This is a genomic window from Streptomyces sp. NPDC005393, assembly GCF_040606675.1.
Taxonomy (GTDB): Bacteria; Actinomycetota; Actinomycetes; order Streptomycetales; family Streptomycetaceae; genus Streptomyces.
In genome coordinates this window covers 1-23,786 of record NZ_JBEXFG010000071.1, presented here as the reverse complement: position 1 = coordinate 23,786, position 23,786 = coordinate 1, and the positions used below count along the sequence as shown (strand labels likewise).

The window sequence follows — 23,786 nt, the reverse complement described above, 5'->3', positions numbered from 1 at the left end:
CTGGCACAACGACAAGGAAGGGCAACCCATCAAGCGGTCACTGATCGCCTACGATCACTAACCGCGACGGCACCCCTTGGACTCATTCATCTAGTGTCGGCGCATGATCGCGATACGTGCCGCCCGCCCCTCCGATGCCGCCGAACTGGTCCGGCTGCGCCGTCTGATGTTCCAGGCGATGCGCGGCCGGGACGAGCCGGGGGCCTGGGAACGGAGCGCCGAGGAGTCGGTGCGGCGGCAGCTGGCGGAGCCGGGGGGCCGGCTCGGCGCGTTCGTGGTGGCCGGGGAGGCGGCCGGGGCGCCGCATCTGGCAGCGTGCGCGGTCGGGCGGATGGAGGAGCGGCTGCCCGCGCCCCGCCATCCCACGGGGCGCTTCGGGTTCATCTTCAATGTGTGCACCGATCCCCGCTACCGAAGCCGCGGTTACGCGCGCGCCACGACCGAGGCGCTGCTGGACTGGTTCTCCGGGCAGGGCGTCACCCGCGTCGATCTGCACGCCACGGACGACGCCGAGCGGCTCTACCGGAGCCTCGGCTTCACCGAGCACTCCCTCGCACTGTCCCTGGACCTCTCCCGGCGCGACGCCTGAGTCCACGGGCGGTACGTCAGACGCCGAGCCCCTCCAGCACGACCGCGCCCGGCAGCCCGGCGAGCAGCTTGCCCGGCACGATGAGCTTGCCGCGCCGGCTGCCGCTGCCGATGAGCGCGTACGGAATGTCGGCGACGGCGGCGTCCAGGAGCAGCGGCCAGTCGGCGGGCAGTCCGATCGGGGTGATGCCGCCGAACTCCATGCCGCTCTCGATGGTCGCCGTCTCGATCGGGGCGAACGACGCCTTGCGGGCGCCGAGATGGCGGCGTACGAGGCCATTGACGTCCGCGCGGGTGTGCGCCAGGACCACAGCGGCGGCCAGGGTGACGTCGCCGCCCCGCTTGCTCGCGACGACCACGCAGTTGGCGGACTGCTCCAGCAGCCAGGAGCCGTAGTTCTCGACGAGTACGGCGGTGTCGGCCTTGTCCGGGTCCGTGTCCACGTACAACACCTGCTCCACCGGCTCCGAGCCGCTCCATTGGCGCAGCGCCTCGGCGACGGGGGCGGTCAGCAGATCCAGGCATTCGACGGCGGGACGGACCTCGTCGAAGGCATCCATCGGCGTACTCATACGGCCAACTTAGCACCGCCCGTGAGACGGCCCGTCTCAGCGGGCGGGCGGCACCGACACCGCCATGGTCATCTCCACCGGCGTCTCACCGTCGTTGCGGTAGGTGTGCGGCGTGTTCGCCTCGAAGGTGGCCGAGGTGCCGGTGGGTACGGTGTGCGCCTCGCCGCCGACCAGCAGCGTCAGCTCCCCCGCCGTCACATGGATCAGCTCCACCGTGCCGGGCGGATGCGGATCGGAGTCACTGCCGTCCCCGGGCATCAGCCGCCATTCCCACATCTCCAGCGGGCCGCGCGCATCGGTGCCGACCAGCAGCGCCGTGTAGCTGCCCGCCTCGGTGGACCACATCCGCACCGCCTGGTCGGCGGGGACGAGCCGGACCTGCGGCCCCCGCTCGTAGTCGAGCAGCGTGGTGATGCTCACCCCGAGCGCGTCGGCGAGCTTGACGGTGATGCCGACGCTCGGGTTCGTACGGGCCTGCTCAATCTGGATGATCATCCCGCGGCTGACCCCGGCGCGGGCCGCGAGGGCGTCGAGGGTGTAGCCGCGCTCATTGCGCCAGCGCTTGAGATTGCGGGCGAGCGACTGCGTGAGCTGATCGAGGTCCGTCACGGTCCGTCCAGTATTATGAATGGCATAGTCGAACAGATTGAACTACGGTGGGGTGTACTCCCCTGTCCATCACACTGTACGGCGAGGTTTCACCATGTCCGCACTCTTCGCTCTTGCCACCAGCCTGCTGTGGGGGCTGGCCGACTTCGGCGGAGGGCTGCTCACCCGGCGTACGCCCGCGCTCACCGTGGTCGTCGTCTCGCAGACCATCGCGGTGGCCGTCCTCGGCGCCATCGTGGTGGCCACCGGCGGCTGGTCCGAGGCGGGGCCGCAGCTGTGGTTCGCCGCAGCGGCCGGCGTGGTGGGCCCGGCCGCGATGCTGTGCTTCTACCGGGCCCTCGCTCTCGGCCCGATGGGCGTCATCTCCCCGCTCGGCGCGCTCGGCGGGGTCGTGGTGCCCCTCGGCGTCGCGCTGGTGCTCGGCGAGCGGCCCGGCCTGCTGCAGATCGCCGGGATCGTGGTGGCCGTGGCGGGCGTCGTCCTGGCGAGCGGACCGCAGACCGGCGGTGCACCCGTCCAGCGGCAGACGCTGCTGCTCACGCTGGTCGCCGCCCTGGGCTTCGGCTCGGTGATGGCGCTGATCGCCGAGGCGTCGACCACGCTGACCGAGCTCTTTCTCGCGCTGTTCGTCCAGCGGGTGTGCAATGTGGCGGTCGGCGGCACCGCGCTCCTCGCCTCCGTACGGCGCGGAAACCCCGGGCTGCCCGAGGGCGGCATGGGTGTGGTGTGGGCGTCCCTGCCCGCGCTCGCCTTCGTGGGCCTCGCCGACGTGGCCGCCAACGGGACGTACAACCTGGCCGCCCACCACGGCCCGGTCACCGTCGCCGCGGTGCTCGCCTCCCTCTACCCGGTGGTGACCGCCCTCGCCGCCCGCGGACTGCTGGGCGAGCGGCTGCGCGCGGTCCAGGCGACGGGCGCCGGGCTCGCCTTGGCGGGGACCCTGCTGCTGGCGACGGGCTGAGGCCGGCGAAGCGACGGCCGAGGCCGGCCTGAGCGGGTCCATGCCGTTCTGTGCCGTTCTGTGCCGTCTTTGCCGTCGGCTCCGGCCATTGCCCGGTGGCGGCGAACCGTTCGAGGTCGGCTACGTATCCGGTGGGATCCAGGCCTCGCTTCCGTACCCACTCCGGGTCGGGGAACGTGTGGCAGTAGGGGTCGGCGGCGTCACCGATGAGGGTGACGACGCCGCCGCGCCTGCCGCCCGCGAGCGTCCGGGCCACCAGAGGGCAGACACCCCACAGCTGGGCGCCGGTGGCCGGACCGGCATCCATCCCGGCCGCGTCGCGCAGCCATCGCATGGCCGCGACGCTCGCCGCGTCCGGCACCGGGATCAGCGGGACGCTTGATCGATTCCGCCGGTTCCCCCTTGTCCCCGATACGCCCCGGTCCGCCGCCGCGGTGCGCCGCCGCGGTGCGCTCGGGCCGCGGCAGCGTGATGTCCGAATCCCGCCAGCAATCACCGTCGCGACGCCGCATTGTCGACGGTGAATGGGAACGAACGGAAGGGACGCGACGATGACCGCGTACACGACGATGGACAGCCCACTGGGCGTACTGCTCCTGGTGGGCGAAGAGACCGCGGACGGCACCACCCTGACCTCGCTGTCCGCGCCCGGACAGAAGAACGCTCCGGCCGTAGGGCCCGACTGGCTCCACCACCCCGACGGCTTCAAAGAGATCACCCGGCAGCTGACGGCGTACTTCGCCGGCGAACTCACGGAGTTCGACATCGCCCGCACACCCAGCGGCACGGCGTTCCAGCAGCGCGTGTGGCGCGCGCTGGAGGAGATCCCCTACGGCACCTCGACCACCTACGGCAGGATCGCCGAGCGGCTCGGCGTGGCGGGCCGGCAGGTGCAGGCCGTGGGCGCGGCGATCGGCGCGAACCCGCTGCTGCTGGTGCGCCCGTGTCACCGCGTGATCGGCGCGGACGGGAGCATGCGCGGCTACGCGGCCGGCGTCGAACGCAAGGTCCGGCTCCTCACCCACGAGGGCGTCCTGCAGCCGACGCTCCTCTGATGCGGTGCACCTGCCCGTGACCGGCCAGAGCGAAGGAACGTCCTCACCATGACCGAGACCCTTCCCCCCGCGAGCCAGGTGGCCCGCCGCGTCGCGGCAGGCGACTGGGGCACCCTCGCCGATGAACTCGACGCGTACGGCAACGCGCTCACCGGCCGGCTCCTCACCCCCGGCGAGTGCCGTGAGATCGCCGGCCTCTACGACGAGACCGACCGCTTCCGCACGACCGTCGACATGGCCCGCCACCACTTCGGCTCCGGTCAGTACCGCTACTTCACCCATGACCTGCCCGATGTGGTGCGCGCGCTGCGCGAGGCGTTCTATCCGCGCCTGCTGCCCATCGCCCGCGACTGGGCCGCGAAGCTGGGCCGGCCCGCGCCTACGCCTTCGCCTCCCTGCGGGACTCCCGCCTTCCGGCGCTCGCCGGGCCGGACACCCTGCACGGCCTGCGCAGCGCCACGGCCGAGGGCGGCACCTGGGACGTAGCCCACCGCTGGGCCACGGCCAGGCCGTCGCGCCGGGCGCCGTAGAACGAGCAGCATGGCCGGGGCGGGCACACGCGCACGGCTTCCGCTCGGCACCTCCCCCTGAGCAGCATGGCCGGGGCGGGCACACGCGCACGGCTTCCGCTCGGCACCTCCCCCTGGGCAGCATGGCCGGGGCGGGCACACGCGCACGGCTTCCGCTCGGCACCTCCCCCTGGGCCGCTCAGCCCTCGTCCCCCTGGAACACCTCTCGGTGCTGCTTCGCCCGCTCCACATACACCGCGGCGTTCAGCCCGATGAGCTCTCGTTCCTGATCGGTCAGCTCCCGCTTGACCTTCGCCGGGACGCCCGCGACCAGCGAGCCCGGCGGCACCCGCATTCCCTGCGGCACCAGCGCCTGGGCGGCGACCAGCGAGCCCGCCCCGATGTGGGCACCGTTCAGGACCGTCGACCCCATGCCGATCAGCACGTCGTCCTCGACGGTGCAGCCGTGCAGCACCGCGTTGTGGCCGACCGTCACCCGTTCACCGATCGAGACCGGAAACCCAGGATCGACATGCACGGTGCAATTGTCCTGAATGTTGCTTTCCGCGCCGAGGACGACGGGGCCGCCGTCGCCGCGTATCACGGCCTGGTACCAGACACTCGACTGCGCACCCAGGACGACATCACCGATCACGACCGACGTGGGGGCCACGAACGCCTCCGGCGCGATCGTCGGCTCTTTGCCGCCCACCGCGGCAATCAATGCTCGTGCTTCCATTTCCCCGCCCGCTCCATGCGCTCTGATCCAGGGCCCTATTCGGCGGCCGAGACCGGCTCCGGCTCGGCCGCGTCGGGCCCGGCCTCCGCCGTCGCCACCGGCGTGGCCTTCTGCTGGGTCTTCTTCGAGCGCCACTTCATCACCAGCATCGAGCCGAGACCGAAGAGCAGCGCCACGACGAGCCCGAGCCAGGAGAACCGCTTGAGCCAGTCCTCCGCGACCTTGCCGACGGAGTAGATGACCGCGGTGGTACCGCCCGCCCAGACGATGCCGCCGAGGACGTTGGCGATGAGGAACTTCCAGTACGGCATGCGCAGCACACCAGCGAGCGGGCCCGCGAAGATGCGCAGCAGCGCGATGAAGCGGCCGACGAAGACCGCCCACATGCCCCACTTCTGGAAGGACCGCTCGGCGGTCGCCACATGCTCGGCGCCGAAGTGCTTGGGGAATTTACGGCCAAGCCAGGCCAGCAGGGGTTCACCGCCCCTGCGGCCGATCACATAGCCGATGGAGTCGCCGATCACCGCGCCCGCGATGGCGCTGCCGCCGAGGATGTAGGGGTTGATGTGGTCCTGTGAGGCCGCCAGCAGGGTCGCGCTGACGAGAATGATCTCTCCGGGAAGCGGGATGCCCAGGCTCTCCAGGCCGATGACCACACCCACGAGAAGATAAACGCTGATCGCGGGTACGGTCTCGAGCCATTCCTCGATGTGCAACGCCGGTTCCTCCCCGTATGCCGATCTCTTCGCCGGCGTGCGCCGATTTCGGCGCACGCCGGGAAGCCTACTCAATCAGCGCACGGTCGCCATCATCCCCAGGTCGGGCTCCGGGTCGCGTCGGACTCCTACCGGGGCCGTCGGCCCGGGGCCGCGGCCCCGGTTCAGGACTGGGGCCGCAGCGTCCAGATGATGGACATCTCGCCGGTCACCGCGCCGTCCTCGCGCGTGATCTCAATGTTCACCGGGAATTCGGGGCGCTCTCCCGCGTCCAGCTCGGCGACCACCTCGGCGGCGGGGCGGCCGAGCCGGGCGGTCGCGGTGACGGGCCCCTTGGCGAGCTTCCGGTAGCCGATCTCGGCGCGTACGGCCAGCGGCACGGCCCGGCCGAGCTGATCGGCGAACGCGGCGAGGACGATCGCACCGCTCGCGGACTCGGCGAGCGTGAACATCGCGCCGGCGTGCGGTCCGCCGACATGGTTGTGGAATTCGGGCTGGTCCGGCAGGCACAGCACGGCACGCTCGGCCGACGCCTCGATGAACTCCAGATTCAGGGTGCGCACCATGGGCACCGTGGCGGCGAGCATCTCGCCGACGGAGGGCAGGGTCTCTGACATGCCCGGAAGTTACCACTCAGTAGTAAACGGTGGGAAGGGGCGGCCGTAGCAGCTGTCGCCACCCCCCTCTATGGTTACTGGCCATGTGGCCAGGAGAGCAGCCGCCCGGGGGCGAGCAGAACCCGCAGGACCAGAACCGGCATCAGAACCCCTATCAGCAACCGGGGTACAGCCAGCCCAACCCGTATCAGCAGCCGGGTTATCACCAGCCGAATCCGTATCAGCAGCCGCCGCAGCACCAGCCGCAGCAGCCGCAGCCGGGCCAGCCCGGTCAGCCCGGTCAGCACCCGGGTTACGGACGGCCGCAGGACCAGCCTGGCCAGAGCTGGGGCACCCCGTCCGCGCCGCCCGGCGCGCCGCAGCCGCCGCGGGACGGCAAGAAGCGCACGGCGACCATCGCGATCGTGGCGGCGGTGGCGGTCGTCGCGGCGGCCGCGATCACCGGTGTGCTGGTCCTGAGCAAGGACGGCAGCAAGAGCGACGAGTCGAAGAAGGGCGCGGACAAGAAGCCCGCCGCCTCCTCGTCCGCTCCGGCGTCGTCCGCTCCGGCCGAGGACCCCTCCGCCGGCGGCTCGGACAACCCGCGTGGCGGAGGCGACGAGGGCACCGTCAAGCCGGTCATACCCGGCTGGAAGCCGGTCGTCAGCCCCAAGCGGCACAACGCCTTCGACGTACCGGCGAACTGGGTGGTCGAATCGCCGGACCTGAGCACCGGCTTCGAGGACGACAAGGGCAAGCCGCTCGTCGTCATGTCCGCCCCGGCCAGGTACAAGAAGGACTACTGCACCGTCAAGGACGAGGGCGGCTACGAGGACAAGAGCGATGTGGCCGGCGTGGGCAGCAAGGGCGCCCAGGGAGCCAAGAGCGAGGCGTCGGCCGCCAAGATCGAGGCCGAGAACTGGGTGTACGCGGCCTTCGACCAGAAACAGACCGGCAAGCGTGAAGTGACCGACGCCAAGAAGTTCACGAGCGACTACGGGCTCAAGGGCTACACCTCGTCGGCCACCGTCACCGGGGTCAAGAAGACCGACAAGTGCACCACGGACGGCAAGTCCGTCACCGTCACCTACACGGACACCAATGGCGACTTCGCGACCTGGGTGCTCTACTCCGCCAAGGGCGTCAAGGACGAGGTCCCGGACGCGACCATCAAGAAGATCATGAGCACCCTTCGCCCGGTGAAGTCCACCGGCTCCTGATCGTCCTGGTCACCGCGGCCGGAATACGGTTGGACGCCGGGGCCCGCCCCCAGGGATAGTCCGGACGTGACCACACCCCCGGCCCCGCGCCCCCGACCGTGCCGCCCCGCCTGGGCCGGCCGCAACTACACCCTGCTGACCACGGCCGCCGTGGTGACGGGCCTCGGAAACTCCGGGGCCCTCATCGCGGCGGCGTTCGCGGTTCTGGGGGCCGGCGGGGACGGCGGTGACGTCGGGCTCGTCGCCGCGGCCCGTACGCTTCCGCTCGTCGTCTTCCTGCTGATCGGCGGCGCGCTGGCGGACCGGCTGCCGCGCCACCGGGTGATGGTCGCCGCCAACGCGCTCAACTGTCTGTCGCAGGCAGTCTTCGCCGCGCTCGTCCTGTCCGGCGAGGCACGGCTGTGGCAGATGGCCGTGCTCGCCGCGCTCGGCGGCACCGGGCAGGCGTTCTTCTCCCCCGCCGCCGAGGGCATGCTGCTCTCCACCGTCACCAGCGAACACGCCGGCCGCGCCTTCGCGCTCTTCCGGATGGGCGTGAACGGCGCGCAGATCGGCGGCGCCGCGATCGGCGGTGCGCTGATCGCGTTCGTCGGGCCCGGGTGGATGCTGGCCCTCGACGCCGCCGCCTTCGCCGCCGCGGGCGCGCTGCGCTCCCTCCTCGACGTCAGCGGCGTGGCCCAGCGGGAGCGCGGCGGCGGCATGTTGCGGGATCTGCGCGACGGCTGGCGGGAAGTCATCGGACGGCCCTGGCTGTGGGCGATCGTCGTGCAGTTCTCGGTCGTCAACGCCGTGGTGGGAGCGGCCGAGGCGGTGTACGGCCCGCTGGTCGCCGAGGACCATCTGGGCGGGGCGCGGCCCTGGGGGTTCGCCCTCGCGGCGTTCGGCGCGGGCACCGTTCTCGGTGGGCTGATCATGATGCGCTGGCGTCCGCGCCGCATGCTGCTGGCGGGCTCCCTGTGTGTGCTGCCGTTCGCCCTGCCGTCGGCCGCCCTCGCCGTCCCTCTGTCCGTCCCCCTGCTGGCCACGGTGATGTTCGGCGCCGGGGTGTCGATCGAGGTGTTCGGCGTGTCCTGGATGACCGCGCTGCACCAGGAGATTCCCGAGGACAAGCTGTCGCGGGTCTCGGCGTACGACTGGTTCGGCTCCGTGGCCATGCTGCCCCTCGCCACGGCGCTCGCCGGCCCGGCCGAGGCCGCCTTCGGGCGGACGGCCTCGCTGTGGGGCTGCTCGGCACTGATCCTGGCGTTGACGCTGGCGGTGCTGACCGTGCCGGACGTACGACGGCTGCGGCGGCGCGAGACGGTGCCCGTCGCCGAGGGCGGACCGGCCGCCCCCGGCCCCATGGCCGAAGGGACGGAGAGCCCGGCCGTCGCGGCGAAATCAGGCCCGTCCCCCGGCACTTGAGGACCGGGGCGCAGCCCCAGCATGCCCGCCGGCCGGAGCGTGAGCCCGTTCACGGGCCACAGCCACCCTCCCCGGGCGAGAGAGGTCAGCCCACGCTGAAGGCCCCGCGCGGCGGCTCCGGCGACGGCACCGCGTCCTCGTCCCGCACCGGCGCCGCCCCGCCCATGAAGCGCTCCAGCGCCTCCCCGTACTCGACGCGGGCCGTAAAGGCGTCGGCCGCGGCGCGCCGGGCCAGCACGCCCACCGGCAGCTCGGTCTGCGCGGCCACCAGCACGGCGTTGCCGAACCGGCGGCCACGCAGCATCGCGGGCTCGGCGATCAGACACAGATGCCCGAACACCGCTCGGAACGTGGCCAGTTGGGAACGGAGGAAGGCGAACGGCGCGCCATCGGCCAGATTCGCCGTATACCGCCCGCCCGGCCGCAGCACCCGCGCGGCGGCGCGGGCGTACGCGACCGAGGTGAGATGCGCGGGCACCCGCGAACCGCCGAACACATCGGCCACGATGACATCGGCGGACGCCTCGGGCGCGGCCTCCAGCGCGGTACGGGCGTCCGCCCGCCACACCGTGATGCCCGACCCCTCCGGCAGCGGCAGATGCTCGCCGACCAGATCCAGCAGCCCGCCGTCGGCCTCGATCACCTCCTGGCGCGAGCCGGGGCGGGTGGTGGCCAGATAGCGCGGCAGCGTCAGCGCCCCGCCGCCCAGGTGCAGTACGTCGAGCGGGGCGCCGGGGTCGCCGGTCGCGTCGAGGACATGCCCGAGCCGCCGCGCGTACTCGAACTCGAGATGCCCGGGGTCGTCCAGATCGACATACGACTGCGGGGCGCCGTCCACCGTGAGCAGCCAGGCGCGCGGGCGGTCCAGGTCCGGCATCAGCTTGGCGGTGCCGCCGTCCACGGCGCGGGTCACGGGTATCGGCTCATCCACCCTCTCATTGTGCCGGGCCGGATCCCCCGCCGCGGCCCCGCCCGCCCGCGCCCTGGCGCCGGCGGGCGAGCGGGGCCCGGTCGCGGTTACGGCCGGCCGGGCTGATCGGCGATGGTGGTCACCGTGCCCGCGCCCACCGTGCGGCCGCCCTCCCGGATCGCGAAGCCGAGCCCCGGCTCCAGCGGCAGGGCGCGGCCGAGCTCGACCGTCATGGTGACGGTGTTGCCGGGGCGCGCCACTCCGGCGGCCCCGAGGTCCACCGCGCCGGACACATCGGCCGTACGGATGTAGAACTGCGGGCGGTAGCCCGTGGCCACCGGGGTGCGCCGGCCGCCCTCGGCCGCCGACAGGACGTACACCCGCGCGGTGAACCGCCGCCGGGGCACGACGCTGCCGGGCGCCGCGACCACATGGCCGCGGCGCACCGCGTCCCGCGCCACCCCGCGCAGCAGCAGCGCGACATTGTCGCCCGCCTCGGCCACCTCCATCGATTTGCCGAAGGTCTCGACGCCCGTGACGACCGTCGTCACCCCGGCGCCGAGCACCTCGACGCGGTCGCCGACGCGCACCGTGCCGCGCTCGATGGCTCCGGTGACCACCGTGCCGCGCCCGGTGATGGTCAGCACGCTCTCCACGGGCAGCAGGAAGGGCGCGTCGGTGTAGCGCACGGGCGTCGGTACGTAGATGTCCACAGCGTCCAGCAGCGCCTCGATCGCGCCGGTCCAGCGCGGATCGCCGTCCAGCGCCCGCAGCCCGGAGACCCGTACGACGGGCGTGGTATCGCCGGGGTAGCCGTGCGCGGAGAGCAGCTCGCGCACCTCGAGCTCGACGAGGTCGGCGAGTTCGGGGTCTGCGATGTCGGCCTTGTTGAGGGCGACGACGATGTGGTCGACGCCGACCTGACGGGCCAGCAGCACATGTTCGGCGGTCTGCGGCATGACGCCGTCGAGCGCGGAGACGACGAGGATCGCCCCGTCGAGCTGGGCCGCGCCGGTCACCATGTTCTTGATGAAGTCGGCGTGGCCGGGCATGTCGACGTGTGCGTAGTGGCGGGTGTCGGTCTCGTACTCGACATGCGCGATGTTGATGGTGATGCCGCGCGCGGCCTCCTCCGGCGCCCGGTCGATCCGGTCGAACGGCACATAGGCGGAGCCGGAGCCGCGCTCGCTGAGCACCTTGGTGATGGCGGCGGTCAGCGTGGTCTTGCCGTGGTCGACATGGCCCATGGTGCCGATGTTCAGATGCGGCTTGGTGCGCACATACGTCTTCTTGGACATGGCGTTCCTCCTCGGAACAGCGGTGGGAAGCGCGGATCCCAGGGCCTGGCCGACCCTCCCTTCGCGGGATCCGTCGGAATATCCGAGGAGGGTCAGGATCGGGCGCCGTCGAGGCAGGCGGCCGCGAGAGGTGTGGAAGCGGCGGTAACCGATGGGACCGTGGCCGCGGCGAGGGGAAGCACGGCAGCCTTCGGCGCGTCCGCGGCGGCGGACGTCGGCGCAAGGAAGGCATACCGGAACATGTCGTGATCATTGCGCACTGTACGGTCCGCGTCGAATGGTTTTCGCTGCGCACGGGACCGGTGTGCCGAAGGCGAACCCCCGGTGGCCGAGGGGTTGTTGCCGGGTCCGCGTTCTGTCCCGAACCGACGACGACCGGCCGACGATCGGACGACAACCCGACGACATCACAGCGGCGGCCGATCCCGGTCGGTTACGCTCCCCCGGTGCTCGATGTAGCCGTCCCCTCCCCGAAACCGGCTCTGCGCCGCGCCCGCGCGGTGCTGCTCTCGCCGTGGTCGCGGCTGGGGCTGCTCGCCGCGCTGCTGGCGGGCTCCGCGCTCGCGGTCTGGGTGTGTCAGCCCCAGCGGCTGCTGGCCGACGGCCGGCCGCCGCAACTGTCCGGCGCGGCGGCCGTGGTGCTGTTCACCGCCGCGTACGGGCTGTGCACCGCCGCGCTGGTGCCCAGGCCACTGCTGAATCTGGCGGCGGGCGCGCTCTTCGGCTCCCAGGTAGGGCTCGCCACGGCCATCGGCGGCACCGTGATCGGCGCGGGAATCGCCTTCGGACTGGGCCGACTGCTGGGCCAGGACGCGCTGCGCCCGCTGCTGCGGGGCCGCTGGCTGACGGCGGCGGACCGCCAGCTGAGCCACCACGGCTTCCGGTCCATGCTGGCGATCCGGCTCTTCCCCGGCGTACCGTTCGCCGCCGCGAACTACTGCGCGGCCGTCTCGCGCATGGGCTGGCCGTCGTTCCTGCTGGCGACGGGCCTGGGCAGCGTGCCGAACACCGCCGCGTACGTCGTGGCGGGCAGCCATGCCGCCACGCCCACCTCGCCCGCCTTCCTCCTCGCGATGGCCTTTATCGCGGTGCCCGGTCTCGCCGGGCTCACGGTCGCGTGGCGCAAGCGCGGCCGGCTGCGGGCCGGGCGCTGCGCCGAGGGCCCTCCGGGGGCATAGCGGCCGGCGAGGGGCGTAACGGCCGGGCCGGGAGCGTCACCGGTCAGTCGGCCGGGCCGGTGGCGGAGGTGGCCGCGGCGCGGGCGGACAGCGGTTCGGCGATGTCCTCCAGCGAGCGCTGTTCCGCCGGGATGGCCAGGAAAGCGGCGACGAGACCGGCCCCGGCCATGAACGACGCCCCGATACAGAAGGCCAGGACGGTGTCGCCGACGACACCGCCCTGCGTCAGCTCGGCGAAGACCAGCGGGCCGGTGATGCCCCCGGCCGCCGTGCCGAGAGCGTAGAAGAAGGCGATGGCCAGGGCGCGCGTCTCCATGGGGAAGATCTCGCTGACGGTCAGATATGCGGAGCTCGCGCCGGCCGAGGCGAAGAAGAGCACGACGCACCAGCACGCGGTCATGGTCGTCGCGTTGAGATGACCGGCGCTGAACAGCCAGGCGGTGACGAACAGCAACGCGCCCGAGAGGAGGTACGTACCCGCGATCATCGGCCGGCGGCCGACCGTGTCGAAGAGCCGGCCCAGCAGCACCGGCCCGAGGAAGTTACCGCCGGCGATGACCGCGAAGTAGTAGCCGGTGTCCCCGGTGGGCACGTCGAAGAACTTCACCAGGATGGAGCCGAAGCCGAAGGTGATGGCGTTGTAGAGAAACGCCTGCCCGATGAAGAGGGCCAGCCCGAGGAGCGCGCGCCGGGGGTAGCGGCGGAAGAGCGTACGGGCGATCTCGACGAAGCCGGTGCTCTCGCGTGTCCTGACGGTGATGGCCTTGTCCGGCTCCGGAAGCCGTTCCCCCTTCTCCGCCTCGACGCGGCGCTCGACCTCCTCGACCAGTTTCTCGGCCGCCTCCGCCCTGCCGTGGATGAACATCCAGCGCGGGCTCTCGGGGACGTGGCGGCGGACCAGCAGGATCGCCAGGCCCAGGACGACGCCGAGGGCGAAGGTGAGCCGCCAGCCGATGTTCAGGGGGAAGAAGTGGGTGTTCAGCATCACCACGGAGAGCAGCGAGCCGCCCACGGCGCCGAGCCAGAAGCTTCCGTTGATGACGAGATCGATGCGGCCTCGGTACTTACTGGGGATCAGCTCGTCGATCGCGGAGTTGATGGCCGCGTACTCCCCGCCGATGCCGAAGCCGGTGAGAAAGCGGAAGAGAAAGAACCACCAGGCGGAGAAGGAGATGGCCGTGAGCGCCGTGGCGGTGAGATAGACACCGAGTGTGATGATGAAGAGCTTCTTGCGGCCGTAGCGGTCGGTGAGCCAGCCGAAGATCAGCGCACCGCAGCAGGCTCCGGCGACGTAGAGGGCCGCCGCCATACCGGTGACCTGGGCGTCGGTGATCGGCAGACCGCTGCCGGGCTCGGAGAGGCGGCTGGCGATATTGCCGACGACGGTCACTTCGAGGCCGTCGAGGATCCATACGGTGCCGAGGCCGATGACGATCATCCAGTGCCAGCGCGACCAGGGCAGCCGGTCCAGCCGCGCCGGGACCTTGGTGGTGATCGTCCCACCGCCGCCCCGCCCTTCCGGAGCTCCTCCTGGCGATCCACTGGCCTTCGCGGTCATGGCGCTTCCCCTCGGCGGCTTCTCGACAACGTGAACGCGCTGTACGGAGCTCCCGAGTCCCCCATGATCAAACCGATTAACCGGAAGTCGGGCCAGGCCCTTGGCGGGCGGCTCACCCGGGGACGCTACGCTGCCACCACAACCGGTAGTTGATCCTCAACCGCCGGCTTCCCCTCGGCCACCCGCATGATCCGGGCATGCATCGTCATGCACCGGTCAGCGCATGACCAGCCCTTTGGATAGCGTAAACAATGTCGTGGTTTGAATCATTCATCCTTGGGCTTGTCCAGGGGCTGACCGAATTCCTGCCGATCTCCTCCAGCGCCCATCTGCGGCTCACGGCCGCCTTCGCGGGCTGGAGCGATCCGGGGCCCGCCTTCACCGCGATCACCCAGATAGGCACCGAGCTCGCGGTGATCATCTACTTCCGCAAGGACATCGCCCGTATCATCTCGGCCTGGTTCCGCTCGCTGTTCAGCAAGGAGTGGCGCGGCGACCACGATGCCCAGATGGGCTGGCTGGTGATCGTCGGCTCCATACCCATCGGTGTGCTCGGCATCACCCTGCAGGACCAGATCGAGGGCCCCTTCCGCGATCTGCGGCTGATCGCCACCACCCTCGTCGTCATGGGCGTCGTGCTGGGCTTCGCGGACCGACGGGCGGCGCGCGACGAGACGGGCGGCCGGCATCGCGTCGCCAACCAGCGCAAGACGCTGCAGGAGCTCGGCGTACGGGACGGCCTGATCTTCGGTGCCTGCCAGGCGATGGCCCTGGTACCGGGCGTCTCCCGGTCGGGCGCGACGATCAGCGGCGGTCTGCTGATGGGCTACACCCGGGAGGCGGCGGCCCGCTACTCCTTCCTCCTCGCGGTGCCCGCAGTGCTGGCTTCCGGGGTCTTCGAGCTGAAGGACGCGTCCGAGGGGCATACGGAGTGGGGCCCGACGATCTTTGCGACGGTCATCGCCTTCGTCGTCGGCTATGCGGTGATCGCGTGGTTCATGAAGTTCATCTCCAGCAAGAGCTTCATGCCCTTCGTGATCTACCGGATTCTGCTGGGCCTCGCGCTGTTCGCCCTCGTCGGCTTCGGTGTGCTGAGCGCCCACGCCGCCGAGTAGACGGGCTGACGCCGCGCGGCGCACAAGGAATGGGGATGGGCCGCCGGCCGAGGAGGGAGGAGTCCGGCGGCCCCTTCGCTCAGGTCTGGCGCCCCCTGAGCGGTATGTGACGAGTCAATCGCCGGGTGGGGCCCGCAGGGAAGGGTGTGCGGTAGATATATGCAAGCACTCTGGCCACACGGGGTGTGAATCCCTCACACAACGCACATCCCTGCCCTGAGCTGCCGCTATCCGCCGACGATGCCCACGAGATCGGTGAGCGTGCTGATCCGCCAGTCCGCCATGGCGGCGTCGTCCGTATCGGCCCACAAATGCCCCCATGGCCCCCGGCGGATATGCGCGGCCCGCAGCCCAGCGGCCTTCGCCGGGCGGATGTCGAGCGCCGGATAGTCACCGACATACACGGTGCGCTCCGGCGCGGCGCACGCCACCTCCCGCACCCGCCGGAAGAAACCCGGCTCCGGCTTGGCGACCCCCCACTCGCTCGAGGTGGCGACGGCCTCCACCGGCAACCCCAGCCCCCGCAGCAGCTCCCCCGCCCGCGCCGACTGATTCCCGGCCAGCATGATCCGTACCCCCAGCTCACGCAGCCCACCGAGCGCGGACCGCACATCCGGGTACAGATCCGACTCGTCCAGCCACTCCCCACACCCCGCCGCCTCCCGCGCCCGGCGCTCGGCGGCGATGTCCACCCCCGGCCTCACCAGCCGGATCGCATCCCCGTCCGGCCGCCCCCGCGCGACAACGGCCCCCACCAGCGCGGACAGGGTGTGCCGCGGAACGCCGAGCCAATCGGCCCACGAGGCCCAATAGCGGTCCTCACGGACGAGGGTCGAGCCGACGTCGAACACGATGGTCTCCATCACCGCAGCACCCTACGGCCCCTGACCCTCCCCCTCGAGAAGGCGCCCTCCCCTGGGACGGGCCCTCCTCCCTACAAGCCACCCTCACAAGCCACCCTCCCAGTCGGCGTAACGGATCCGAGCGATCTCCAGCACCTCGCCGACCGTCCCCCACTCGTTCTTCCCCAGCCGGGACAGCGGCCGCAGCTTGGTGATCTCCGGATGGCCGTCGACCATCACCGCCTCATCGATCGCCGCATGCACCACCCGCCCGAACACCACCGTCGAGTCCCCGAGTCCCACCGTGCTGTGCAGCACACACTCCAACGCCACCGGCGCCCCCGCCACCCGCGGCGGCTTCACCCGCGCGCTGGCCTCCCGCTCCACCCCCACCGCGTCGAACTCACCGACCCCTCGCGGAAAGTCCGTCGCGGTCGCGTTGACCTGCTCAAACAGATCCTCGGGAGCGAGGTTCACCACGAACTCCCCGGTGTCCTCCACATTGCGCAGCGAATCCTTCCGCCCCACGGACGTGAACTGCACGATCGGCGGGGACACGCATGAGACCGTGTAGAAGGAGTGCGGTGCGAGGTTCGCAACTTGATGCTCTTCCGACCAAGTGGACACCCAAGCGATCGGCCGAGGCACGACCACTGAGGTCAGCAGCTTGTAGAACGGGGTCCGGCCCACGGCCTCGGGATCAAAGTCGATACGCATGGCGCCCAGTATCCGCAACAGCGTCGACGCGTCCTAACGACGGATCGCAGCCTCACCCAGCCCCGGAGTTCCACGGAAGGTGCCCAGTGTCGGAAGACACGAGCATCCGGAGCTGAGCACCACCATCTCCGCCCCGTCTCTCTGGGAGGACTTCGAGATCCCGCCCCAGGCCCGCAGCGGTCGCGTCACCCTCAACCTGTACGACCAGCTCTCCGCGTACATCCCGAAGCGCCCGGGCGCCTACCTCCAAAGGAAAACGACACCTCCGCTTTCAAGAAGCGCAAGGTGGTCCGCGTTCACCGAGCTGCTGAACTTCCGTCTGCTGCCAAGGCTGAAGAACATCGGCAGCATCCGCCTGTACCGCCCGGACGACGCCCCGCCCGGCTGGCCCGCGCTCGGTGCCTCGTTGACGAGGCCGATCCGCTGGGAGCTGATCGAGCAGCCGTACGACCAGATGGTCAAGTACGCCACCGCGCTCCGGCTCGGGACGGCGGAGGCCGAGCAGGTGCTGCGGCGCTTCACCCGCGGAGGACCCAAGCACCCCACCTACCAGGCCCTCGAAGAACTGGGGCGCGCAGTTCGTACGGTCTTCGCCTGCGACTACCTCGCCAGCCCCGGCCTGCGCCGGGAGATCCACGGCGGGCTCCAGGTCGTGGAGAAAGTTCGTCCTCTCCGGCGCCGACCTCCTTTACTGGAGGCGCAAGCGTGAGCAGTGGCGGCTGCTGGCCGAGGGCGCCCCCGACGATGCCACTGCCCACTACCTCCACTGGTACTTCGAGCCCACCGCCCGCGCCATCGACGGCCTGGAGAAGGCCCTCGCCGGCCTCGGTCTCCTCGACGACGCCCTCGCCCTGGACCTGCGCAAACCGCAGGACTACTTCCACCGCGTGTGGTCCACTGCCTTCCACGCATCCGACCTCGCCCACGCAGGCGGCGCCGAGCCAGACGAGTACAGCGATACGTGCACAACCGACGGCGACGATCCCGAACAGGACATCGCATGAACTCCGCAACCGTCCCCGAACCCCGCACCGCCGCGGCTCTCGCCGCCCGACGACACAAGACCGAGGCCGCCCTCCAACGCGTCCATGACGCCATCACCCGCATCCGTTGTGAGAAAGCCCAGGTCAGCATCGCCGCCGTCGCCCGCCGCGCGGACATCTCCCGCACCTTCCTCTACGACAACCCCGCAGCAAGATCCGCCGTCGCCACCGCGATCGCCGAAGTCGGCGACCACCGCACCCGCATGCTCGCCGACCAGGACGACGAGCGCGAGGCGACCTGGCGCGAACGCGCACTGAACGCCGAGGACGCTCTCAAGGCCGCGCACGCCGAGATCCTCGCCCAACGCACCCGCATCGGCGAACTCCTAGGCCAGATCCGCGACTTGCGGGCCGAGTGGACCGAGGAAGCCATCCAGCGGATCACCACCGAGAACACCACCCTCAAGCAGCGGGTCCGCCAGCTGACAGCCGACAACCGCACCCTGGACGAGCGCCTCAAGGCCGCCCGTTCTAACCTCCGCTTCCAAGACCGCCACGTCGCCGATCTCGAAGCCTGCCTGTCCGACCTCACAGGTCAGGACAGTAGGTAGCCCAGTTTCTGGCCGGTCACGGACGCAGGGATGAGTTTGTCCGGCCCGGAGAGTCTCACCACCGTTGTCAACACCACAGGAGGAACACGTGGCTCAGCTATTGAGAGTCCAGAACTTCAACGTCTCGAGTGACGGCATCGGTGCCGGTGAGGACCAAAGTCTCGAGAGTCCGTTCGGCCACGCCAATCCCGAGAGGCTGTTCGCCTGGGCCGGCGCCACGGCGAGCTGGCCCATGCGCACCGACCCCGGGGGGAGCCGGGGCCTCGACGACTACTTCACGCGGGACTACGCGCGCAACATCGGTGCCGAGATCATGGGCCGCAACAAGTTCGGTCCCCAGCGCGGGCCCTGGCACGACCTTGACTGGCGCGGCTGGTGGGGGAACGAGCCCCCGTTCCGCACCCCGGTGTTTGTCATGACACACCACAAGCGTCCTTCGTTCACGCTCTCCGACACCACGTTCCACTTCATCGACGGTGCCCCGGCCACGGTCCTCGAGCAGGCACGGGAGGCGGCGCAGGGCAAGGACGTCCGGCTCGGCGGCGGAGTCACCACAATCCGGCAGTTCCTCGACGCCGACCTCATCGACACCATGCATGTGGCGGTCTCGCCGGTGAAGCTCGGGTCCGGACTACGACTCTGGGAATCACCCGATGAGCTGCTCGACCGGTTCCACCTGGAGGTCGTGCCCAGCACGAGTGGCGTGACACACCACCTGTTCTGGCGAAAGTGACACGAGGGCCCACTCGGGGATGTCTCCCTCAGGCACGGCCCGTCCACCGTCCCGGTGGACGGGCCGTCCTACGAGCCCACCCAGACGAGCTACAGCAACGGCCCCACCCCACCGTCACGGATATGTGATCTATGAGTAGTCGCAGTTCAGAGCCGGTTCACGAGCTCCTGCCGTCGGTAAAGTCGAGTACAACTCAGCCCATGCCAGCCCGCGCCAGCGGCGCTGCTGCGTGGCGAGTCGGCCCCACGCTCGCCGCCGTCCTCAGCATGTCCGCCACCACCGGCACCGCCGAGCGCGGCGTGCCGCTCGCCTTCGGCTACCGCATCGGTCTTCGCCTCCCCTTCCTGCTCGTCGCCCTCGCCTTCCGCCGCGCCCTGCGCGTCTTCGGCTTCACCCGCCGCCGCGCCCGCACGATCATGCGGATCGGCGGTGCCATGCTGATCGTCGTGGGCATCCTGCTGGTCACCGGAGTATGGATGTACTTCACCGGCCAGCTGCGCTACTGGGTCGCGGGCTACCAGCTCCCCCTGTGAGGCCGCGACACAGGACTTCCAGCGCGCATCTCCTCGGAATGCTCTGCCCCTCGGTGGATAGTCGTCGGGTCGGCGGACCGGAGAGGACGCCGCCGGAAAGGTGAAGGCCGATGCACGCGATCCTGCATGCGCTGTCCATCGCCGGATCGATGACCTGGGAAATCACCTGGGCACTGATTCTCGGCTTCACCCTGTCCGCCGTCGTGCAAGCGGTGGTGCGCAAGTCCACGATCGTCCGGCTGCTCGGCGATGACCGGCCCCGTACGCTGGCGCTCGCCGCCGCACTGGGGGCGGCCTCCTCCTCCTGCTCGTACGCCGCCGTCGCGCTCGCGCGGTCCCTCTTCCGCAAGGGCGCTAACTTCACTGCGGCGATGGCCTTCGAGATCGCCTCGACCAATCTGGTGGTTGAGCTCGGTGTGATTCTGGCCCTGCTGATGGGCTGGCAGTTCACCGCTGCCGAATTCGTCGGCGGGCCGATCATGATCGCCGTGCTGGCGGTGCTCTTCCGGGTCTTCCTCAGCGACCGGCTGCTGCGCGAGGCACGGGAACAGGCCGAGCGCGGCATGGCCGGGGCCATGGAGGGACACGCGGCGATGGACATGTCGGTGCGGCGCCAGGGGTCCTTCGCACGGCGGCTGTTCTCGCGCGACGGCTACACGTCGGTCGCGCACGTCTTCGTCATGGAATGGGCCGCGATCCTGCGGGACCTGGTGCTCGGCCTGCTCATCGCCGGAGCCATCGCCGCCTGGGTACCGAACTCCTTCTGGCGCGCCTTCTTCTTCGAGGGCCACCCGCTCGCCGCAAAGCTGTGGGGGCCGCTGATCGGCCCGCTCGTCGCCATCGCGTCGTTCGTGTGTTCCATCGGCAACGTGCCGCTGGCGGTGGTGCTGTGGAAGGAAGGCATCAGCTTCGGCGGCGTGGTCGCGTTCATCTTCGCCGACCTGCTGATCCTTCCGATCCTGAACATCTACCGGAAGTACTACGGCCCACGGATGGCCGTCTTCCTGCTGGTCACCTTCTACACCGCGGCGGTCCTCGCCGGGTACGTGGTGGAACTGGCCTTCGGCGGGCTGGGCCTGATCCCTGATCAGGCCACCGCGAAGATCCCGATGGAAGGCGTCTCCTGGAACTACACGACCTGGCTCAACATCGCCTTCCTGCTCCTGGCCGCCGCCCTGCTCCTACGCTTCTGGCGGACAGGCGGCGCCGCCATGCTGCGAATGATGGGCGGCCCGGCCGACAGTGCCGACCACGGCCATGAGGGACACAACACCCACTGACCCCCCGTCACCGGGGCACGCGCTGAGTGACGCGCCACAGCCGACGGGGCAGCTCCCCCTCTTCGAAGGCATGGACCTCGTACGACGGATCCCAGCCCGCTGCGAGGTCGTCGACCAGGTGGCGGGGGAAGAAGTGCACGGCGAAGCCGCCGTGTTCGTAGATGTCGTCGCCGTGGGCGGCGCCTGTGCCGTAGTGGGCGTCGCCGGTGTGGCGGGCGTACCGCCTCATGCCGCCGCCACAGCCGCTGCCGGGCCCCGGCGTGTGCGGGGCCCGGCAGCGAGGGAGCGCATCAGCTCTCCTGCCCGGCGGTGGTCAGCGCGCCGGGGACGAACTTCCGGCGCCATGCGAGGGCGACGTAGACCAGGCCGATCAGGACGGGCACCTCGATCAGGGGCCCGACGACGCCCGACAGGGCCTGGCCCGAGGTGACACCGAAGGTGGCGATGGCGACCGCGATGGCCAGCTCGAAGTTGTTGCCGGCGGCGGTGAACGCGAGCGTCGCCGTGCGGTCGTAGGCCAGTCCCAGGCCCTTGCCGACCAGGAAGGTGCCGAAGAACATGATCGCGAAGTACACCAGCAGCGGCAGCGCGATCCGCGCGACGTCCAGCGGCTGCGAGGTGATCGTCTTCCCCTGGAGGGCGAAGAGGATGACGATCGTGAACAGCAGCCCGTACAGCGCCCAGGGCCCGATCTTCGGCAGGAAGTGCTGCTCGTAGCCTTCGCGGCCCATCTTCTGCTCGCCGATGCGGCGGGTGAGGAACCCGGCCAGCAGCGGGATGCCGAGGAAGACGATGACGTTGAGGGCGATGTGCCACACAGAGACGTCCAGGCCCTGGCCGTCACCGAGGTTCAGCCAGCGGGGCAGCAGGTCGAGATAGAACCAGCCCAGCAGGCCGAACGCGATCACCTGGAACACCGAATTGAGCGCGACCAGCACGGCGGCGGCCTCCCGGTCGCCGCATGCCAGGTCGTTCCAGATGATGACCATGGCGATGCACCGGGCCAGGCCGACGATGATCAGGCCGGTGCGGTACTCGGGCAGGTCCGGCAGGAAGATCCAGGCCAGGGCGAACATGACTGCGGGGCCGACGATCCAGTTGATGACCAGCGAGGAGACCATCAGCTTCTTGTCGCGGGTGACGGTGTCGAGCTTGTCGTAGCGGACCTTGGCCAGCACCGGATACATCATGACCAGCAGGCCGAGCGCGATCGGCAGCGAGATCCCGCCGACCTCGATCTTCGCCAGCGCGTCGTTCATCCCCGGGATCAGCCGGCCAAGGCCGAGACCCGCGGCCATGGCGACCAGGATCCACACCGCGAGGTAGCGGTCGAGGGTTGAGAGTTTCTTGACGATCGAGTCGTCCCCGCTGCCGGCGGGGCCGGTGTCGCGGGTTTCGGTGGTGGGCTCGGTGGAGGTCACGGGCAGGCCCTCTTGTTCTCGGCGGCGGTACGGGCGGAGGCGGCCAGCGCGGCGAACTGCTCCGACAGGCCGGCAAGAACCTCGGGGCGCAGCTTGTAGTAGGTGAAGCGGCCGCACGGCTCGGTCTCCACCAGCCCGGCCTCGCGCAGCACCTTCATGTGGTTGGACAGGTTGGTCTGCTTGGCTCCGGTCTCCTCGACCAGGTGCGTCGTGCAAAGCGTCTCGCGCGCCAGCAGGGTCACTATCTGGAGGCGGAGCGGATCGCCCAGCACCCGGATCACATCAGGATCGACTGAAGTCAGCATGCACTGATACTGTCACATCATCACTCGCTGATACCAGCAGGGGATGATGTCATTGGTGGCTGATGCCATCGCGAGACGAGAGAGTTTCCCATGCCCGACACTTCCGGCAAGCCGTCCGTCCTGTTCGTCTGCGTTCACAACGCCGGCCGCTCCCAGATGGCCGCCGCCTGGCTGGCCCACCTGGCCGGGGACCGTGTCGAGGTCCGCTCAGCCGGCTCCAACCCCGGCGGTGCGGTCAACCCGGCTGCCGTCGAGGCGATGGCCGAGGTCGGCATCGACATCTCCGCCGAGACCCCGAAGATCCTGACCGTGGACGCGGTCCGCGAGTCGGACGTCTGCATCACCATGGGCTGCGGCGACACCTGCCCGGTCTTCCCCGGCAACCGCTACCTGGACTGGAAGCTCGACGACCCGGCCGGCCAGGGCGTCGAGGCCGTCCGCCCGATCCGTGACGAGATCAAGACTCTGGTCGAGAGCCTGATCGCGGAGATCGCCCCGGAGAAGACGGCGTGAGCGAGATACGCGACGCCGTCTAGCCACCGGCTACCATCCGCACCACTCGACGCTCGGCACCGGCTGGACGACGGTCACTGCGGCTGCGATGTTCGCCCTGGCCGCAGGCAAGGCGCGCACCGGCACGGCGTTGGAGAACCCAGCGCTCGGGGCCGGTCGCAAATCCCCTGCGCCGACGAGAGCGAGGTGTGTCAGAGCCAGCCGTTGCGGCGGAAGCCGCGGTGGATCACGGTGCAGGCGATGGCGATGACTGTGAGGATGGCCGGGTAGCCGTAGGTCCAGCGCAGCTCGGGCATGTGGTCGAAGTCCATGCCGTAGATGCCGCAGACCGGTAGCCGAACGCCCAGTCCAGCTCGGGCATCGTCGTGAAGTTCATGCCGTAGACGGTGCCGCCAGGCCAGGGAGTTGGCGCGAACAGTGGATGGTCGGCGGAGTCCACGGCAAGGCGTTCGCCACGCTCGACGGCCTGCTCACAGCAGGCGTCGCGGCGGGCGCAACCCGGTCCGCCCTGGAGACCGGCGACGCGATGCCGGCGATGACCGGGCTCATGCAGTTGGACATCTCCAAGGACCGGCAGGCCCGGGCCCAGCGCCTCCTCGACCTGCCCATGGACGGCGTGCGCGCGCAGCCGGGGAATTTCGCGCACGGACGCCTGATCCTGGACCGTCCGTCAGTACCGGGTGCGTTCTCCTGTCCGCCCGGTCGCTGATGTGGCCGCAGGTCGTAGGGGCTAACAACTGATGCGTGATTCATCAGTGAACCTCAGTCTTCCTCTGCTGCTATCTTGATCTGGTGAAGCTTTCCGAGTGGGCGGTACGCA

26 protein-coding genes and 3 pseudogenes are annotated in these 23,786 nt (G+C 70.3%); 15 read left to right on the top strand and 14 right to left on the bottom strand.

Annotated features, from left to right (window positions below; translation table 11 throughout):
• Positions 1-103: 103 nt before the first annotated feature.
• Positions 104-589, top strand: coding sequence for a GNAT family N-acetyltransferase (locus ABZS71_RS33295; protein ID WP_355842173.1), 486 nt, complete (start codon positions 104-106; stop codon positions 587-589).
• 16 nt (positions 590-605) lie between these two features.
• On the opposite strand, the gene ABZS71_RS33290 is transcribed toward ABZS71_RS33295, so the two are convergent.
• Together ABZS71_RS33290 and ABZS71_RS33285 are read right to left on the bottom strand one after the other, a co-directional pair.
• A complete protein-coding gene (locus ABZS71_RS33290; protein ID WP_356216068.1) occupies positions 606-1,160 on the bottom strand; it encodes a YbaK/EbsC family protein in 555 nt (184 codons plus the stop codon).
• 36 nt (positions 1,161-1,196) lie between these two features.
• Positions 1,197-1,769 (bottom strand): XRE family transcriptional regulator, encoded by a 573-nt coding sequence (locus tag ABZS71_RS33285; RefSeq protein WP_355842167.1) that lies wholly within the window; start codon positions 1,767-1,769, stop codon positions 1,197-1,199.
• 94 nt (positions 1,770-1,863) lie between these two features.
• Between ABZS71_RS33285 and ABZS71_RS33280 the strand changes: the two genes are divergently transcribed.
• The 3 genes and pseudogenes from ABZS71_RS33280 to ABZS71_RS33270 all read left to right on the top strand — a co-directional run.
• The gene (locus ABZS71_RS33280; RefSeq protein WP_355842164.1) at positions 1,864-2,730 is read left to right on the top strand and encodes an EamA family transporter; all 867 of its coding nucleotides are present in this window, start codon (positions 1,864-1,866) and stop codon (positions 2,728-2,730) included.
• Positions 2,731-3,281: 551 nt separating this feature from the next.
• The gene (locus ABZS71_RS33275) at positions 3,282-3,785 is read left to right on the top strand and encodes a methylated-DNA--[protein]-cysteine S-methyltransferase (RefSeq protein WP_356216065.1); all 504 of its coding nucleotides are present in this window, start codon (positions 3,282-3,284) and stop codon (positions 3,783-3,785) included.
• Positions 3,786-3,833: 48 nt separating this feature from the next.
• Positions 3,834-4,172, top strand: a pseudogene (locus tag ABZS71_RS33270) (2OG-Fe(II) oxygenase); the annotation flags it as partial.
• A 321-nt stretch (positions 4,173-4,493) separates the two neighbouring features.
• Here the strand turns inward: ABZS71_RS33270 and ABZS71_RS33265 are convergent.
• The 3 genes from ABZS71_RS33265 to ABZS71_RS33255 all read right to left on the bottom strand — a co-directional run bounded on the left by ABZS71_RS33265 (position 4,494) and on the right by ABZS71_RS33255 (position 6,366).
• Positions 4,494-5,033 carry a gamma carbonic anhydrase family protein gene (locus ABZS71_RS33265; RefSeq protein WP_355857371.1) on the bottom strand — a complete coding sequence of 180 codons (540 nt, stop codon included), beginning with the start codon at positions 5,031-5,033 and terminating at the stop codon, positions 4,494-4,496.
• 35 nt (positions 5,034-5,068) lie between these two features.
• Positions 5,069-5,749, bottom strand: a complete 681-nt coding sequence (locus tag ABZS71_RS33260) for a DedA family protein (protein WP_355857368.1) — start codon at positions 5,747-5,749, stop codon at positions 5,069-5,071.
• A 164-nt stretch (positions 5,750-5,913) separates the two neighbouring features.
• Positions 5,914-6,366, bottom strand: coding sequence for a DUF4442 domain-containing protein (locus ABZS71_RS33255; protein WP_356216062.1), 453 nt, complete (start codon positions 6,364-6,366; stop codon positions 5,914-5,916).
• Between the two features lie 83 nt (positions 6,367-6,449).
• Between ABZS71_RS33255 and ABZS71_RS33250 the strand changes: the two genes are divergently transcribed.
• Together ABZS71_RS33250 and ABZS71_RS33245 are read left to right on the top strand one after the other, a co-directional pair.
• Positions 6,450-7,565 (top strand): hypothetical protein, encoded by a 1,116-nt coding sequence (locus ABZS71_RS33250; RefSeq protein WP_356216059.1) that lies wholly within the window; start codon positions 6,450-6,452, stop codon positions 7,563-7,565.
• Positions 7,566-7,631: 66 nt separating this feature from the next.
• A complete protein-coding gene (locus ABZS71_RS33245) occupies positions 7,632-8,969 on the top strand; it encodes an MFS transporter (protein ID WP_356216056.1) in 1,338 nt (445 codons plus the stop codon).
• An 85-nt stretch (positions 8,970-9,054) separates the two neighbouring features.
• Here the strand turns inward: ABZS71_RS33245 and ABZS71_RS33240 are convergent, their stop codons facing one another.
• Both ABZS71_RS33240 and tuf read right to left on the bottom strand, forming a co-directional pair.
• Positions 9,055-9,900 carry a fused MFS/spermidine synthase gene (locus ABZS71_RS33240; RefSeq protein WP_356216053.1) on the bottom strand — a complete coding sequence of 282 codons (846 nt, stop codon included), beginning with the start codon at positions 9,898-9,900 and terminating at the stop codon, positions 9,055-9,057.
• 86 nt (positions 9,901-9,986) lie between these two features.
• Positions 9,987-11,177 (bottom strand): elongation factor Tu, encoded by a 1,191-nt coding sequence (gene tuf / locus ABZS71_RS33235; protein WP_356216050.1) that lies wholly within the window; start codon positions 11,175-11,177, stop codon positions 9,987-9,989.
• 446 nt (positions 11,178-11,623) lie between these two features.
• Here tuf and ABZS71_RS33230 point away from each other — a divergent pair, with 446 nt between their 5' ends.
• The gene (locus ABZS71_RS33230) at positions 11,624-12,355 is read left to right on the top strand and encodes a TVP38/TMEM64 family protein (protein WP_356216047.1); all 732 of its coding nucleotides are present in this window, start codon (positions 11,624-11,626) and stop codon (positions 12,353-12,355) included.
• Between the two features lie 43 nt (positions 12,356-12,398).
• Here ABZS71_RS33230 and ABZS71_RS33225 read toward each other — a convergent pair whose 3' ends face one another.
• Positions 12,399-13,913: an MFS transporter gene (locus ABZS71_RS33225; protein WP_356216044.1), complete on the bottom strand. Its 1,515-nt coding sequence runs from the start codon at positions 13,911-13,913 to the stop codon at positions 12,399-12,401.
• Positions 13,914-14,164: 251 nt separating this feature from the next.
• Between ABZS71_RS33225 and ABZS71_RS33220 the strand changes: the two genes are divergently transcribed.
• Positions 14,165-15,028: an undecaprenyl-diphosphate phosphatase gene (locus tag ABZS71_RS33220; RefSeq protein ID WP_356216041.1), complete on the top strand. Its 864-nt coding sequence runs from the start codon at positions 14,165-14,167 to the stop codon at positions 15,026-15,028.
• Positions 15,029-15,255: 227 nt separating this feature from the next.
• On the opposite strand, the gene ABZS71_RS33215 is transcribed toward ABZS71_RS33220, so the two are convergent.
• Both ABZS71_RS33215 and ABZS71_RS33210 read right to left on the bottom strand, forming a co-directional pair.
• Positions 15,256-15,894, bottom strand: coding sequence for an HAD-IA family hydrolase (locus tag ABZS71_RS33215; protein ID WP_356216038.1), 639 nt, complete (start codon positions 15,892-15,894; stop codon positions 15,256-15,258).
• An 81-nt stretch (positions 15,895-15,975) separates the two neighbouring features.
• Entirely contained in the window at positions 15,976-16,587 is a 612-nt protein-coding gene (locus ABZS71_RS33210) for a flavin reductase family protein (RefSeq protein ID WP_355857308.1), read from the bottom strand.
• Positions 16,588-16,879: 292 nt separating this feature from the next.
• Here ABZS71_RS33210 and ABZS71_RS33205 point away from each other — a divergent pair.
• The 5 genes and pseudogenes from ABZS71_RS33205 to ABZS71_RS33185 all read left to right on the top strand — a co-directional run.
• Positions 16,880-17,245, top strand: a pseudogene (locus tag ABZS71_RS33205) (Tn3 family transposase); the annotation flags it as partial.
• A 342-nt stretch (positions 17,246-17,587) separates the two neighbouring features.
• Positions 17,588-18,181 (top strand): DUF6262 family protein, encoded by a 594-nt coding sequence (locus ABZS71_RS33200; protein ID WP_356216036.1) that lies wholly within the window; start codon positions 17,588-17,590, stop codon positions 18,179-18,181.
• Between the two features lie 88 nt (positions 18,182-18,269).
• Complete coding sequence (locus ABZS71_RS33195; protein WP_355857302.1) at positions 18,270-18,914, top strand: dihydrofolate reductase family protein; 645 nt, start codon at positions 18,270-18,272, stop codon at positions 18,912-18,914.
• A gap of 200 nt (positions 18,915-19,114) precedes the next feature.
• Entirely contained in the window at positions 19,115-19,447 is a 333-nt protein-coding gene (locus ABZS71_RS33190; RefSeq protein ID WP_356216033.1) for a cytochrome c biogenesis protein CcdA, read from the top strand.
• A gap of 110 nt (positions 19,448-19,557) precedes the next feature.
• A complete protein-coding gene (locus ABZS71_RS33185) occupies positions 19,558-20,727 on the top strand; it encodes a permease (RefSeq protein WP_356216031.1) in 1,170 nt (389 codons plus the stop codon).
• 7 nt (positions 20,728-20,734) lie between these two features.
• On the opposite strand, the gene ABZS71_RS33180 is transcribed toward ABZS71_RS33185, so the two are convergent.
• From ABZS71_RS33180 to ABZS71_RS33170, 3 genes are all read right to left on the bottom strand, one after another.
• Positions 20,735-20,956 (bottom strand): hypothetical protein, encoded by a 222-nt coding sequence (locus tag ABZS71_RS33180; RefSeq protein WP_356216029.1) that lies wholly within the window; start codon positions 20,954-20,956, stop codon positions 20,735-20,737.
• Between the two features lie 61 nt (positions 20,957-21,017).
• Positions 21,018-22,148: an ACR3 family arsenite efflux transporter gene (gene arsB, locus ABZS71_RS33175; RefSeq protein WP_356216026.1), complete on the bottom strand. Its 1,131-nt coding sequence runs from the start codon at positions 22,146-22,148 to the stop codon at positions 21,018-21,020.
• Entirely contained in the window at positions 22,145-22,453 is a 309-nt protein-coding gene (locus ABZS71_RS33170; RefSeq protein WP_355857287.1) for a metalloregulator ArsR/SmtB family transcription factor, read from the bottom strand. The genes arsB and ABZS71_RS33170 overlap by 4 nt, the downstream gene beginning before the upstream one ends.
• A 90-nt stretch (positions 22,454-22,543) precedes the next feature.
• On the opposite strand from ABZS71_RS33170, the gene ABZS71_RS33165 reads away from it, so the two are divergent.
• Positions 22,544-22,966 carry an arsenate reductase ArsC gene (locus ABZS71_RS33165; protein WP_356216023.1) on the top strand — a complete coding sequence of 141 codons (423 nt, stop codon included), beginning with the start codon at positions 22,544-22,546 and terminating at the stop codon, positions 22,964-22,966.
• Positions 22,967-23,157: 191 nt separating this feature from the next.
• Here ABZS71_RS33165 and ABZS71_RS33160 read toward each other — a convergent pair.
• A pseudogene (locus tag ABZS71_RS33160) lies at positions 23,158-23,295 on the bottom strand (CorA family divalent cation transporter); the annotation flags it as partial.
• A 92-nt stretch (positions 23,296-23,387) separates the two neighbouring features.
• Here ABZS71_RS33160 and ABZS71_RS33155 point away from each other — a divergent pair.
• Positions 23,388-23,675, top strand: a complete 288-nt coding sequence (locus ABZS71_RS33155; protein WP_355857281.1) for a hypothetical protein — start codon at positions 23,388-23,390, stop codon at positions 23,673-23,675.
• Positions 23,676-23,786 lie beyond the last annotated feature (111 nt).

Coding starts and splice junctions, on each gene's coding strand:
- ABZS71_RS33295 (WP_355842173.1), top strand. CDS start 104: ATGATCGCGATACGTGCCGCCCGCCCCTCCGATGCCGCCGAACTGGTC.
- ABZS71_RS33290 (WP_356216068.1), bottom strand. CDS start 1,160: ATGAGTACGCCGATGGATGCCTTCGACGAGGTCCGTCCCGCCGTCGAA.
- ABZS71_RS33280 (WP_355842164.1), top strand. CDS start 1,864: ATGTCCGCACTCTTCGCTCTTGCCACCAGCCTGCTGTGGGGGCTGGCC.
- ABZS71_RS33275 (WP_356216065.1), top strand. CDS start 3,282: ATGACCGCGTACACGACGATGGACAGCCCACTGGGCGTACTGCTCCTG.
- ABZS71_RS33265 (WP_355857371.1), bottom strand. CDS start 5,033: ATGGAAGCACGAGCATTGATTGCCGCGGTGGGCGGCAAAGAGCCGACG.
- ABZS71_RS33255 (WP_356216062.1), bottom strand. CDS start 6,366: ATGTCAGAGACCCTGCCCTCCGTCGGCGAGATGCTCGCCGCCACGGTG.
- ABZS71_RS33250 (WP_356216059.1), top strand. CDS start 6,450: ATGTGGCCAGGAGAGCAGCCGCCCGGGGGCGAGCAGAACCCGCAGGAC.
- tuf (WP_356216050.1), bottom strand. CDS start 11,177: ATGTCCAAGAAGACGTATGTGCGCACCAAGCCGCATCTGAACATCGGC.
- ABZS71_RS33225 (WP_356216044.1), bottom strand. CDS start 13,913: ATGACCGCGAAGGCCAGTGGATCGCCAGGAGGAGCTCCGGAAGGGCGG.
- ABZS71_RS33220 (WP_356216041.1), top strand. CDS start 14,165: ATGTCGTGGTTTGAATCATTCATCCTTGGGCTTGTCCAGGGGCTGACC.
- ABZS71_RS33210 (WP_355857308.1), bottom strand. CDS start 16,587: ATGCGTATCGACTTTGATCCCGAGGCCGTGGGCCGGACCCCGTTCTAC.
- ABZS71_RS33200 (WP_356216036.1), top strand. CDS start 17,588: ATGAACTCCGCAACCGTCCCCGAACCCCGCACCGCCGCGGCTCTCGCC.
- ABZS71_RS33190 (WP_356216033.1), top strand. CDS start 19,115: ATGCCAGCCCGCGCCAGCGGCGCTGCTGCGTGGCGAGTCGGCCCCACG.
- ABZS71_RS33185 (WP_356216031.1), top strand. CDS start 19,558: ATGCACGCGATCCTGCATGCGCTGTCCATCGCCGGATCGATGACCTGG.
- ABZS71_RS33180 (WP_356216029.1), bottom strand. CDS start 20,956: ATGAGGCGGTACGCCCGCCACACCGGCGACGCCCACTACGGCACAGGC.
- ABZS71_RS33170 (WP_355857287.1), bottom strand. CDS start 22,453: ATGCTGACTTCAGTCGATCCTGATGTGATCCGGGTGCTGGGCGATCCG.
- ABZS71_RS33165 (WP_356216023.1), top strand. CDS start 22,544: ATGCCCGACACTTCCGGCAAGCCGTCCGTCCTGTTCGTCTGCGTTCAC.
- ABZS71_RS33155 (WP_355857281.1), top strand. CDS start 23,388: ATGGTCGGCGGAGTCCACGGCAAGGCGTTCGCCACGCTCGACGGCCTG.